This is a genomic window from Peribacillus sp. NPDC097197, from assembly GCF_050278025.1.
GTDB lineage: Bacteria > Bacillota > Bacilli > Bacillales > DSM-1321 > Peribacillus.
In genome coordinates this window covers 71,700-84,053 of record NZ_JBNNST010000008.1, presented here as the reverse complement: position 1 = coordinate 84,053, position 12,354 = coordinate 71,700, and the positions used below count along the sequence as shown (strand labels likewise).

The window sequence follows — 12,354 nt, the reverse complement described above, 5'->3', positions numbered from 1 at the left end:
TTTTGAAAACCTAAAAAGATTATAAACATATAAGACTATATACAATAATATGTAAAATTAGGTAATATTATGTAAATACATTCTTTATTGAGAACAAATAAATCTTAATAAGGAATATTATGGAGTGAATGTACTCCTAGATTAGTATTGTAAGGTTGCTTCAAGGGTACTCATACGAGTTAAAAAATAAAAGGGAGGAGATAATTTACTTTATATTCCATATTATATAACTTGCAACATGAAGAAGGCTACTAAAGATTTTTAGAAGTAAAAATAGAAATGCGGGGGGAATTGAAGTGGGTATGAAGAAAAAGTTAGGTTTAGGTATTGCATCAGCAGCATTAGGACTATCACTGATTGGTGGGGGTACATATGCTTATTTCAGCGATCAAGAAGTAACCAATAATACGTTCGCAGCCGGTACATTGGATTTGTCCATTAATCCACAAACAATCGTCAATCTTGAGAATATGAAACCTGGTGACTCGAAAACAACTGAATTTAAATTAGCGAATAATGGTTCGTTGAAAATTAAAAACGTCAATCTAAAAACAGCGTATTCGGTTGTCGATGCGAAGGGTGACAATGGTTCTGAGGATTTCGGGAAGCATATCCGAGTGAACTTCTTATGGAATTGGGACAAAGAGAATGAACCTATTTTTGAGACAACACTGCAAGAATTGAAAAATATGGATCCAGACCTTGTTAAAAAGAGTGTTCTAGACCCTTTCTTTGCAAAAAATGGTGGGCTTGAACCGGGTGCTGAAAACGATCTTTGGGTACAGTTTGAATTTATCGATAATGGTGAGAATCAAAATGTATTACAAGGCGATCAACTTAAACTTGACTGGACATTTATCGCCAATCAAACGGCTGGTGAAGCTAAGTAAAATTTCTCATATACCTATGAGAAGTAATTTAAAAACTATTTATCAGGGAGATGAGATAATTGAAAGTAAATAAGAAAATGGTTTCTACTACTTTAGCTCTATCCGTTTTTTTAGGGACGTTCGGTACAGCTGGATCACTTGTAGGTGCTCAGGATACTATTAAATATAATGATGAATATAAAACTCCTTCTTTTATTGGTGAAACCTGGTCCCCAAAAGGGAAAAGTGGCTTAAGTAAGAAGGAAATCGCCTATTCTTTCCTTAATGAAAATAGTAAGAAGTTTAAACTAAAAGGTGATATGAAAAAAAACTTTAAAGTAATAGACGAACAAGCTGATAAAGAGGTCGGAACCCATCACTTTAGACTGATTGAACAGTATAAAGGAGTTCCTATATACGGATCGGATTCGACGATAGCGATTGACGAGAATAATAATGTTACGTCGTTCTTCGGTGAAGTAGTACCTGATCTAGAGAATGAAAATATCAAGACAGAGGTTGCCATTTCTGAAACAGAGGCGATTGAAGTAGCAAAACAGGATCTTGAAAAGAAAATTGGCAAGGTAGATCAGTATGATGGTGACATTGCCGTTGAACAGTATATTTATGAATTCGATGGAGCATTCCATAATACTTTTCTAGTTAAAGCTTCTACTATTGAACCCGAGGTTGGATACTGGCATTATTTCATTGATTCTACCAATGGAAAAATTGTAGATAACTATAATGCTTCCCATGAAGTTACTGCATTTGGTAATGGCGTATTTAATAACAAGCAGATGTTTGAAGCGCAATATGCTAACGGGGTGTATGGTCTCACTGATGTGACGCGAGGTAAAGGTGTAGTCACCAATGATGCAAAGAATGGCAATCGACTAGTCACAAGTCTTATTAAAATGTTTAAAGACGGTGCTGCTGTAGATGCACATGCAAATGCACAAAAGACCTATGATTATTTCAAAGGCACATTTGGGCGTAATTCGGTTGATGATAAGGGTCAACAGTTAATTTCTTCGGTCCATGTGAATAATAATTGGAATAATGCATCCTGGAATGGAAGAACGATGTCATATGGTGATGGTGATGGCATCGCCTATCATAATTTCGCGGGAGGTTTGGATGTTGCTGCGCATGAGATGGCGCATGGTGTGACTGAACATACGGCAAATCTAATCTATCGAAATGAATCCGGGGCCTTAAACGAATCCATGTCAGATATATTTGCTGCCATGGTAGACAGAAGTGATGAAGAATGGCTAATTGGAGAAACAATCGTTAAGGATGGAAGAAAGGGATTGCGTTCCATGAGTAATCCGGCAGAAATCGTTGACGTCAGAACGGATAGCGGCTATTCTCCAGATCATTGGAGTAAAAGGTATACAGGTACTTTAGATAGTGGTGGCGTTCATATCAACAGTAGTATCAATAACAAGGCAGCTTACCTGATCTCAGAGGGTGGAACTCATTATGGAGTTACCGTGAGTGGGGTTGGTCGTGAAGCGACAGAACAAATTTATTACCGCGCCCTTTCTAAATACCTGACAGCCAGTTCAAACTTTACAATGATGAAAGAAGCAGCTATTCAGGCTGCAACGGATTTATATGGAGCTAGCTCAAAAGAAGTAAGAGCTGTAAAAGCTGCATATATCGCTGTTGGTGTGAACTAAGAGTTTAAAAAGTGGAGGTGTCCCAAAAGTGTTCTTTTGGGCACTTCTTTTATATCGAATACTTGAAGTACATTCTATACATAGGAGTTCCAGAGCATTAGTCTAGGAATCGTAAATCTGAAAGGCAGCAAGCACTATAAAGAATGAAGCCTAGGAAGAAGGGGTTTCCAATACTAAATAAAAAGGGAATTTGGAAGAGAAAAAAACTATTATGGACATTAACCAAGCTGGTGGCTATATGGTATTTATTTTTAGGAACAGTGGTGGCTGTTACGGGGCAAACGAATGCCTATTACACCGACATGGAACTAGTAAACCAAGAGATTCAAATTGGGACTTGGGAGATAGCCGAGGACATGGATTGCTCTAACGCAAAAGAGAATGAAAATCATGAAGAATGTGAAGAAGTGAAGGAACCGATCGACGATGAGCCAGATCCAAATGAAAATCAGGAGAATGAGAGTGCTGAGCCCGAAACTGAGGAGAATGAAGAAGCAAAGGACTCTGATGAAAAAGTAGAGGATTCCACTAAAGACGAAATTGAAAATAAGCCTAAAGAAAACGAGGCTATCGATAAAGAAAAAGAAGAAAGTGAGTTACCGATTAAAAAGGACCCTATTACAGAGGATGAGAACACAGATGGTAAGGTAGATAATAAGTCAGGAGGCGAAGAGTTTGAAAAGAACGCTGAAAGTAATAAGTAATTTGATTACAGTGGTACTATTTTTAAACTTAATGGTAATGGTATTTCTTGTCATATCTTCAAAAGCATCTGGGGGGGAACCCCAGGTTATGGGGTATCAGCTTAAAACTGTTTTGTCCGGGTCGATGGAACCTACCTTTCAAACCGGGTCAGTTATAGCTGTCAAGCCACTAAGTTCAGACGAGAAACTAGCCCTTAAAAAAGGGGATATCATCACCTTCCAAACAAGTGAGGAAATACTCATAACGCATAGGATCACCAAGGTGAACAGTAGCGGAGAGCATGTTCTTTATGATACGAAAGGTGATAATAATAAAACTGCAGATGCTGACCCGGTTCTATCCGATAATATTGTAGCTCTATACTCTGGATTCACCATCCCTTATGTAGGATATTTCATCGATTTCACCCAATCAAAAGAAGGTGCTGCCCTTTTACTGATTGGTCCGGGTTTATTGCTCTTAGCTTACTCAGGTTTTTGCATCTATCAAGGGTTAAGAGAAGTGGAATCAACCGAAAAACTAACACCCAAGAAAAAAATAGTGTGATGGTGTATGGGCTTAAAAAGACTAATGAATCAATAAGCAGGAAACCCCCGGCAAAGGGACAATGTATATGCCTCTTTGCCGGGGGTTTGTTTGTAGTATTCCTAAATTCATTAACTTCCCCGGTATACCTGATAGCCCCATGGGGAGACGAGTAAAGGCACATGATAGTGGGAAGCGGGGGACGCTAGACCGAAGCGGATAGGAACTTGGTCCAAAAAGGGAGGGTCAGGTAGCTCAATTGATTGACCGCGGAAGTAATCGCCGATATGAAAGACGATTTCGTACTGTCCGGTTTTTGCCTCTTCCCCGGTGAGGAGAGGGGCATCGAGCCGCCCATCCGCGTTCGTGACAGCTGTTTGGAGTAGCTGCCAGGTAGAGGATGATGATTCGGAGTAATATAATTCAATCGTGACGTTTGCAGCGGGTTTCCCGTGCGTTAAGTCCAAGATATGCGTTGTTAAACCAGACATATATGTCTCCTTATCCCTTGCATTCTTCGGCCAAGGCCGAGACTATTTAGCTTTTGATTTTTTCTTGTAAACGAAAGAACGCTATTTGATAAATCTCTGCTAAGGCTATTTCAAACTCGGTTTCTTCTGTATGATGAATCCTTAATTCCATTGCTTCATATATGTCATGCTTATCCTTGCCGCGTACTGCGAGGATGAAGGGGAAGCCGAACTTTTTTTGATAACGCCTATTTAATGAAAGGAAATTTTCGTATTCCAAAACGGTAAGGTCCTTTAATCCCGCTCCTCGTTGTTCCTTGGTCGAGTCAGCTGTCATTTCGACTTTTTCACCCAGGTTTGGGTGCTTCCTTATTAAATCCATTTGCATTTCCTTAGGTGCGTGGTTCACGATATCGACCATGCATTGATGAAGGCTTAATAAGGAAGAAAACGGCCTGGACGCTGAGGCTTGCTCTGGAATCCAAGGTGAGTGCTCGAAAATATCCCCGAGAATCTCCGTGAATTCCTTATCGCTTTTTTTCTGTAACATCTCCAATGTGATCATGTTCTAGGCTCCTTTTATACGCTTTTGGCTAAGAGCTGGTCCGTTTTAGGCACCACTCTAGGATCTGATTTTTTATTCCGGGGAGTTAAAATTAAGTTCAGGATGATGGCTGTCAGGCTACCGGTAATGATTCCATCGCCGACAACAATACGAATCGCTTCCGGCAGGCTCGAGAACAATTCGGGAACGACCGTTGCGCCGAGACCCAATGATACCGAACATGCGATGACCAATAAATTCGAGTTATCGGAAAAGTCTACATCGCCTAACATCTTGATTCCTGAGGATACAACCATCCCGAACATGACGACGGTAGCTCCACCAAGAACGGCTGTAGGAATCAATGTAGCGAGTGCTGCAATTTTTGGAACCAGTCCAAGCCCGATTAAAATGAAACCTGCCGCGATGGTGATGGATCGTTTTTTCACGCCGGACAATTGAACCAGTCCGACATTTTGTGCGAATGTGCTATAGGGAAAGGCGTTGAAGATTCCTCCTAAAGTGAAGGCAAGCCCTTCTGCACGATAGCCCCGTACAATATCCCGTTCCTTCAAGGCACGCCCGGTTATTTTTCCAAGGGCAAGGAAGGCACCGGTCGATTCGATTAGGATGACCGTTCCGACTAGCATCATCGTCAGGATAGGCGCGATTTCAAAGGTGGGTACGCCGAAGTAGAATGGAGCTGGGACATGAAACCACGAGGCTTCCATGACGGTGGAAAAATCCATTTTTCCTGTAAATGCGGAAACGACCGTTCCTGCGATGATGCCGACCAATACGGAAATGGCACGGATGAATCCAGTGAAATACCGATTCATCAGTAAAATGATGGAAAGGACACCGAATGAGAGCATGAGGTTTTCAGCTGAACCAAAGTCTTTGCTTCCTGCACCGCCAGCCATGTTTTTAATGCCGGTGGGAACTAAGGATAATCCAATGATGATGACGACTGTCCCAGTCACGACAGGAGGAAATAACTTTAGTAGCTTGCCAAAGATATTGGAGAAAAAAATGATGAACAGACCTGCTGCGATGATCGATCCATATATGGCGGAAATGCCATAGTTACTTCCTATGGAAATCATGGGAGTGACCGCTACGAAGGAAGTCCCTAAAACAATCGGGAGCCCAATGCCGAAGAATTTGTTTTTCCATGCTTGGAGTAACGTCGCGATTCCACAGGTTAATAAGTCAATGGCAATGAGGTAAGCAAGCTGTTGAGGAGTGAAGCCTAAGGCGCCTCCGACGATGATGGGCACCAGGATTGCCCCTGCATACATGGCGAGGACATGCTGTAGGCCTAAGGAGAAAACCTTGGACTTGCCAACTTTTTCATTCATATAAGTAAAACTCCCTTCTTGAAAAAAATGTCATATAATATAACGCATACTTGTTATGATTAATATCATCATAATAAATATTCTGATAATTGTCATTGGGTATTGTAACTAATTTTCAGAGGGGATTATGGACAAACTATATAAAGAGAGAACAAGGTAGTCCAAAGGATGATAGAGTATTTTCCTGCTGGCTTACTTGAAAAGTGGGGATTTGTCGTAATATGCGAAATATATTGACAGATTCATAATGAACATATTAGTATATATGTAATCATTTGGTTGGAATTTAGATATCTCCATATATACCTGTTGGATGTCTGTAATGACAGGAGGCCACTAAGGATGTTTCAGGAAAATACAGTGTACATAGTGGGCGAGTCAAAGGCGGCGTCCAATAATCCGATTACTCAGCAGTTTAACTGCTTTTTTATTGGATTGGTCATTGATAGTGATACACATGAGATCGTGGATGTGGAATGTTCGACTACAATATCGCTTACATCCAAGTTCATTCGCTCCATGTTGAATGGACATTCCATTCTTCAACCTGATGTGTTGGAGAAGGAAATTGAGAAACGGTATTTTGGTTCTTCTCAGAAAGCTCTGACCGTTGCCATAAGGAATGCAAGTATTAAATATCTTCAACTTAATAAGATATAGCTGCTTCTTTTGTTAGACGCAATTGAAATCCAGCTGTTAAAGAGTGTATTCGTGCGCTCTTTGGCAGCTGGATTTTTTTATTAGGGACATGTTGACTAAATCGTAGTTTAGTAGAACGGAATCCTTTGACTATAAGGAGGTATGGGAAATGATTCAAGATGGTGTGATGTTTGTCTGTTTTTTATTGGCATTTACTGCTGCGATTGCCGTAGTGGAGAAGAAAGTAGGAGGAAAGTTCTTCAAGTATGTACCTGGCATTGTCCTCATTTATATTGGAGCGGCCTTGATGAAGACATTTGGGCTCTTTTCAGACAGTGAATCAGTCGAAAATGCATATGGTACTGTCAGGGGTCTCCTGCTTCCAGCCATGCTGATGCTCATGTTGTTGCAATGTGATATGCGTAAAATAATGAGACTTGGACCGAAGATGCTTTTAACTTTTTTTGCGGCATCTATCAGTATCATAGGAGGGTTCACTCTAACTTACGTCTTGATGAATGGTTTTTATGCGGAAGGAACTTGGAAGGCATTTTCGGCTTTGAGTGCAAGTTGGACTGGGGGATCGGCCAACATGGTGATCCTGCAAGGGATATTGGATGTACCTGAAAATATCTTTGGTTATGCGTTAATCATGGATACAGTCAATTACTCCATTTGGGTTATGTTTTTGTTCTGGTTGGTACCTCTAGCCGGGAAATTCAATTTTTGGACCAAAGCGGATACTTCTTTCATTGAACAAATGACCTCCGAGCTTGAAGCGGGAGAAACGACAAAGACGGAATTTGGCTTCGTGGAATTGATCGGTTTCTTGGCGCTCGCTTTAATCGTATCAGCAGGGGCAACGAAAATCGGGGAAAATCTGCCAGTGTTGGGTGCTGCAGTGAATGGGACGACGTGGACCATCATCATCGCGTCGACTGTAGGGTTGCTTCTGGCCGTCACGAAGGTTGGGCGCATCGCGGGCTCCATGGAAATTTCCAAAGTCATGCTGTATATAGTCATTGGTTTAATTGCCTCCCATGCCGATTTTTCACAGCTGTTTCAAGCACCTGTGTATATTCTATCCGGTTTCATGATTCTATTCTTCCATGGATTGATCATGGTCATTTTGGCAAAAGTCTTCAAGTTGGATCTATTTACAATGGGAGTTGCCTCATTGGCTAATATAGGAGGGGTTGCTTCAGCTCCGATATTGGCGGGCGCATTTAACCGGGCTCTAATACCTGTCGGAATCCTGATGGCTGTTTTGGGTAGTCTTCTGGGTACCTATTTTGGAATATTTACGTCATATATACTATCAAGCTTTTAAGGAAGGAATGTTACGATGAAGATTGAAAGTTTACAAGTATCAGTGGAAACTCTACCACTCATCAAACCATTCAAGACTGCCTTGCGCACTGCAATGGAAATTGAGAACATCATGGTTTCCGTGAAGTTGGAGGATGGTACGGAAGGATTGGGTGCAGCAGCCCCGACGGTTGCCATCACAGGAGATTCCACTAATGGAATCATGACGGTCATTGAAGAAGTGATCGCGCCACATCTCATTGGCCGTGACATTGAGAGTATTCATGTATTGTCTCAGGTAATCCAACAATCCTGTGTAGGCAATACAAGTGCAAAAGCTGCTGTTGAAATCGCTTTGTATGATGCAGTCAGCAAAAGGTGGCAGCTCCCTTTATATCAATATCTGGGTGGGAAATCGAATGAGCTGAAAAACGATATGACAATCAGTATTGATACACCTGATGAAATGGCAAAGGCGGCCTTGTCTCTAATAGAAGGTGGATTTTCAACGATGAAAATCAAGCTGGGGAAGGATTGGAAGAGTGATGTGGAACGGGTCTCCCGCATTCGAGAAGCTGTGGGGGATCAAGTCATCATCCGGGTCGACGCGAATCAAGGATGGACAACAAAACAAGCAATCTCCATCATTCGTGAAATCGAGGAGAGGAAGCTGAACGTTGATTTGGTGGAACAGCCTGTGCAAGCACATGACATCGATGGTTTGAAAGAAATAAAGAGGTCGGTGAACGTGCCGATCATGGCCGACGAAAGCCTGTTTTCCCCTCGTGATGCCTTGAGACTTTTAAGTGAACGGGCTGTTGATTTACTGAATATTAAATTAATGAAAACCGGAGGAATTCGGCGTGCACTTCAGATCGCGGATATGGCAGAAGTAGCCGGGGTTGAATGCATGATCGGAAGTATGATGGAATCAACCATAAGTGTAGCGGCCGCAGCTCATTTGGCAACCGCGCATCCAAACATCACGAAGATTGATCTGGATGCACCATTATGGATTAAGGATGAACCATTTGAAGGACTTCAATTTAAGAAAGACCACCTCTTCATTACCGATAAACCTGGACTAGGGGTCAAGAGGAAATCCTCTTTTACTCAATAAAAATTTTTGGAAGGGTGATTATGTAGATGGAAAGAAAAAAGGTATTGGTTTTAGTGCTATCTTTCTTTGCACTTAGTATTTTACTATTCAGTTCAAGTGAAGCAAGCGCAAAAGAAAAAGTGAGAAGTGCCTATGTAGATGTAGCGGTTGCCACTCTGTGGACGGAGCCGGACCTATTAAGACAATTGGATGCTCCTTCTGCGTCGAACCCCGTTGATTTGAATGCCTGGATCAAGTCCATGAAGTATGAGGACAAGCTGTGGCTTGTGGGTAACCTGGAAACACAGGCGTTATATGGGTCAAAAGTGACCATACTCGAAGAACGAGGAAATTGGGTGAAAGTAGCAGTAGCCAATCAGTTGACACCCCGAAATGAAGCGGGTTATCCAGGGTGGATGCCAAAAGGGCAATTGAAGACAGCAAAGGCCTTTGAAAAACAACTCTCTAAAGGGTTAGTCCTTGTGGATGCTCCCAAGACTTGGCTTTATTCGGATTCGAAACAGCGGTCGAAATTCATGGAAGTCAGCTTTGATACACGCCTTCCACTTTTACAGGTGAAAAAAGATAAGGTAAAAGTTATGACACCAAGTGATGGAGCCAAATGGATAGATAAGAAAGACGTAGAGATCTATCAAAATGAAAATCAAATTCCAAAACCGACGGGTACGGACATCGTGCAATCGGGCAAAGGATTTTTAGGTCTTCCTTATCTATGGGCCGGAATGTCTGGTTTTGGATTTGACTGTTCCGGGTTTACCTATACGATGTACCACGCTAATGGAATAACGATTCCAAGGGACTCTTCCGTTCAGGCGCAACAGGGGGAAATGGTGAAACGGGAAAACCTTGAACCAGGCGATTTACTCTTTTTTGCCTATGATAAAGGAAAAGGGAAGGTCCACCATGTAGGGATGTATATAGGAAAAGGGAAGATGATTCATTCACCAAACACCTCTACACATGTAAGGATAGATGAAATCGATACATCGGGTTACGGTGAAGAATATGCTGGGGCAAGAAGATATCTAGATTAACTTTAGGCGTTATGATAGTCTAAAGGGGTTCGAAATCTTCATTTCGAACCCCTTTTATTTTGATATTCAGTTCGTCATCCTGGGCATTATTTTATAATGGCAACGGCAGGATCTTTTTTATCTTGATTAGCATGTATTTTTACCATGGCCATTCTTGCAAGGGGTTGAATGACTAAACTCTCAGCAATAAGAACGATGAAGAAGTTTCTTGGCCAATATGAAATAAAGTTGCTAAAGGTATCCGAATTAAAACCGTTACCGATGATTCCGCCAATGAAAGTCATGCACATGGACATGCCGAATACAGTGAATACGATACGGAATAAAATCTTTGCGTTAAAGCTATCTGTTGGTTGAGTGAACTTTTTTACCATGTTTTCTGCAATGCGTCCTACAAGGACTGGCTCAATGACCATGGCGATAATAAACATGATTGGCCAAATTTTGATAATATCCATTGCAACTTCCCCGTTAAATTCACCAGTTACTGTAATGATACTGAATGACGACATGAATAAAGAGGTAAGAAAACAGATGATACCTCCGTATAATGCGCCCTCTTTGCCGTTTCTTGGTAATCTAGTTTCGTTTTTCAATGTTTTCTTCCTTCCGAAAATACATATTTAGACGTTGTGGCTACGTGATCAATACACGTAAAAAGTATTTACACTACTGATTCTAAGGCGTAATGAAAATCCCTCAACAAGCAAGTCGAGGGGCTTTGTATGGACGTAATTATATTACATTAATACGCCTTTAATAAATTGGGCAATCCCTTCGAAATCGTTCTTAATGGTTCGCTCGAGTTTTTTGTTAAACAAAGCATGATCCCACCTTCGATGGTAGCGGTCAGCATTAATGCCAGTGCCTGAGCTGCTTCTTTGGAAAAGCCATCTTCTATTAATTTGATTGAATAAATATCTTGAATCTTTGTGAAAGTGAGAGCACAAGTGGTTCTCACTGGTTCGCTTAGCGATCCCATTTCGCTTACCATACTACTGAATGTATAACCACTAATCATCCCATCACGATCATACTGAACGGCCAGTTTTTCAATCATCGATTGAGTAGCCATTTGTGTAGTTGGATGTTGTTGGAAAATTTCTTTCATATCCGAAGTGATAATAGTATTCAAAGATTGAAGACAAGCGATGAGTAATTCTTCTTTTCCGTTGGGGAAATGGTGATAAAGTGAGCCTTTTGAAATGTTACATTTCTTTAAGATTTCATTTAATCCTACGCCTAAATATCCTTTTTTCTGAAAAAGGTTTGTAGCGATGTCAATGATCAGTGATTTTGTATCCAATCGCAGTAAACCTCCTCTAAACCAACCGGTCTGTTTTTAAATATATCAAAATAATGTTTTATAAGTCAAGATAATTATAAATTCACATTTTTAAGAAATTAAAGTTTATCCCCATTCCACAATCCTACTGGGATAACGCATATGTGGATGGTATATACAACGGTATATTCTTTGCTTCCATAAAAAAGAGAGCCTTTAACAGGCTCCTGAATACTCCCAATCATTCTTATTCTTTGTAAGTTCGGTCGAATCTTGGAAGGTATTTAGCTTTTTACCCGTTCAAGCAATTCCATGCGGTTACCGAAAGGGTCGGAAATGAAGAATCTTTTAACACCTGGGATTCTATCGTCCTCCATGACATCGATTCCATTTGTTACTAAATGCTGTTTTAAAGCTTCTATATTCTCTACTTCAAAAGCGGGATGAGCTTTTTTTGCCGGATAAAATGGTTCTTCGATTCCGATATGTATTTGGTGATTGGCGAATTCAAACCAAACGCCACCACGTTTCTTTAGGGCTTCAGGTTTCTCGACTTCATCAAAGCCTAGCAGGTCCTTGAAAAATGTTCTTGCCTTGTCCTCGCTGCCTTTAGGGGCGGCGAGCTGAATATGGTCAATGGACTTAAAAGTAAATGGCATGTAAATCAATCCCCTCTGGATCCAAATGGATAGTATGTTCTTGATTCAAATCTTACACCTATTGTAATAATAAGGAAATTATAAAGTTGTTATTTAAGTTGATAAGTCTTGCTTATGGTTAACGATCCTAACGTGTTTGTAATGGAA

At 40.9% G+C, this 12,354-nt stretch carries 14 protein-coding genes; 8 read left to right on the top strand and 6 right to left on the bottom strand.

What is annotated here, in order from left to right:
- Nucleotides 1-296: 296 nt before the first annotated feature.
- From ACQKL6_RS12380 to sipW, 4 genes are all read left to right on the top strand, one after another.
- Nucleotides 297-890, top strand: coding sequence for a TasA family protein (locus ACQKL6_RS12380; RefSeq protein ID WP_427651185.1), 594 nt, complete (start codon nucleotides 297-299; stop codon nucleotides 888-890).
- Nucleotides 891-967: 77 nt separating this feature from the next.
- Nucleotides 968-2,557: a M4 family metallopeptidase gene (locus tag ACQKL6_RS12375; RefSeq protein WP_407407106.1), complete on the top strand. Its 1,590-nt coding sequence runs from the start codon at nucleotides 968-970 to the stop codon at nucleotides 2,555-2,557.
- Between the two features lie 230 nt (nucleotides 2,558-2,787).
- Nucleotides 2,788-3,261 (top strand): hypothetical protein, encoded by a 474-nt coding sequence (locus tag ACQKL6_RS12370; RefSeq protein WP_402955444.1) that lies wholly within the window; start codon nucleotides 2,788-2,790, stop codon nucleotides 3,259-3,261.
- A complete protein-coding gene (sipW, locus tag ACQKL6_RS12365; protein WP_402955447.1) occupies nucleotides 3,233-3,808 on the top strand; it encodes a signal peptidase I SipW in 576 nt (191 codons plus the stop codon). Before ACQKL6_RS12370 ends, sipW begins: the two co-directional genes overlap by 29 nt.
- A 110-nt stretch (nucleotides 3,809-3,918) precedes the next feature.
- Here the strand turns inward: sipW and uraH are convergent, their stop codons facing one another.
- The 3 genes from uraH to ACQKL6_RS12350 are packed head-to-tail and all read right to left on the bottom strand — an operon-like array spanning nucleotide 3,919 to nucleotide 6,162.
- Complete coding sequence (gene uraH, locus ACQKL6_RS12360) at nucleotides 3,919-4,278, bottom strand: hydroxyisourate hydrolase (RefSeq protein WP_402867583.1); 360 nt, start codon at nucleotides 4,276-4,278, stop codon at nucleotides 3,919-3,921.
- Between the two features lie 46 nt (nucleotides 4,279-4,324).
- Nucleotides 4,325-4,822, bottom strand: a complete 498-nt coding sequence (gene uraD, locus ACQKL6_RS12355) for a 2-oxo-4-hydroxy-4-carboxy-5-ureidoimidazoline decarboxylase (RefSeq protein ID WP_402955449.1) — start codon at nucleotides 4,820-4,822, stop codon at nucleotides 4,325-4,327.
- Between the two features lie 14 nt (nucleotides 4,823-4,836).
- On the bottom strand, nucleotides 4,837-6,162 hold the full coding sequence (locus ACQKL6_RS12350) for a nucleobase:cation symporter-2 family protein (RefSeq protein WP_402955451.1): 1,326 nt from the start codon (nucleotides 6,160-6,162) through the stop codon (nucleotides 4,837-4,839).
- Between the two features lie 342 nt (nucleotides 6,163-6,504).
- On the opposite strand from ACQKL6_RS12350, the gene ACQKL6_RS12345 reads away from it, so the two are divergent.
- From ACQKL6_RS12345 to ACQKL6_RS12330, 4 genes are all read left to right on the top strand, one after another.
- Complete coding sequence (locus ACQKL6_RS12345; RefSeq protein ID WP_402990339.1) at nucleotides 6,505-6,822, top strand: DUF3870 domain-containing protein; 318 nt, start codon at nucleotides 6,505-6,507, stop codon at nucleotides 6,820-6,822.
- 148 nt (nucleotides 6,823-6,970) lie between these two features.
- The gene (locus tag ACQKL6_RS12340) at nucleotides 6,971-8,131 is read left to right on the top strand and encodes a DUF819 domain-containing protein (RefSeq protein ID WP_427651184.1); all 1,161 of its coding nucleotides are present in this window, start codon (nucleotides 6,971-6,973) and stop codon (nucleotides 8,129-8,131) included.
- 15 nt (nucleotides 8,132-8,146) lie between these two features.
- On the top strand, nucleotides 8,147-9,229 hold the full coding sequence (locus ACQKL6_RS12335; protein ID WP_427592114.1) for a dipeptide epimerase: 1,083 nt from the start codon (nucleotides 8,147-8,149) through the stop codon (nucleotides 9,227-9,229).
- Between the two features lie 26 nt (nucleotides 9,230-9,255).
- A complete protein-coding gene (locus ACQKL6_RS12330; RefSeq protein WP_402955460.1) occupies nucleotides 9,256-10,263 on the top strand; it encodes an NlpC/P60 family protein in 1,008 nt (335 codons plus the stop codon).
- A gap of 86 nt (nucleotides 10,264-10,349) precedes the next feature.
- Here ACQKL6_RS12330 and ACQKL6_RS12325 read toward each other — a convergent pair whose 3' ends face one another.
- The 3 genes from ACQKL6_RS12325 to ACQKL6_RS12315 all read right to left on the bottom strand — a co-directional run bounded on the left by ACQKL6_RS12325 (nucleotide 10,350) and on the right by ACQKL6_RS12315 (nucleotide 12,207).
- A complete protein-coding gene (locus ACQKL6_RS12325; protein WP_402990327.1) occupies nucleotides 10,350-10,859 on the bottom strand; it encodes a DUF2798 domain-containing protein in 510 nt (169 codons plus the stop codon).
- 149 nt (nucleotides 10,860-11,008) lie between these two features.
- Nucleotides 11,009-11,569 carry a TetR/AcrR family transcriptional regulator gene (locus tag ACQKL6_RS12320; protein ID WP_402955466.1) on the bottom strand — a complete coding sequence of 187 codons (561 nt, stop codon included), beginning with the start codon at nucleotides 11,567-11,569 and terminating at the stop codon, nucleotides 11,009-11,011.
- Nucleotides 11,570-11,832: 263 nt separating this feature from the next.
- Complete coding sequence (locus tag ACQKL6_RS12315) at nucleotides 11,833-12,207, bottom strand: VOC family protein (RefSeq protein WP_402955469.1); 375 nt, start codon at nucleotides 12,205-12,207, stop codon at nucleotides 11,833-11,835.
- Nucleotides 12,208-12,354 lie beyond the last annotated feature (147 nt).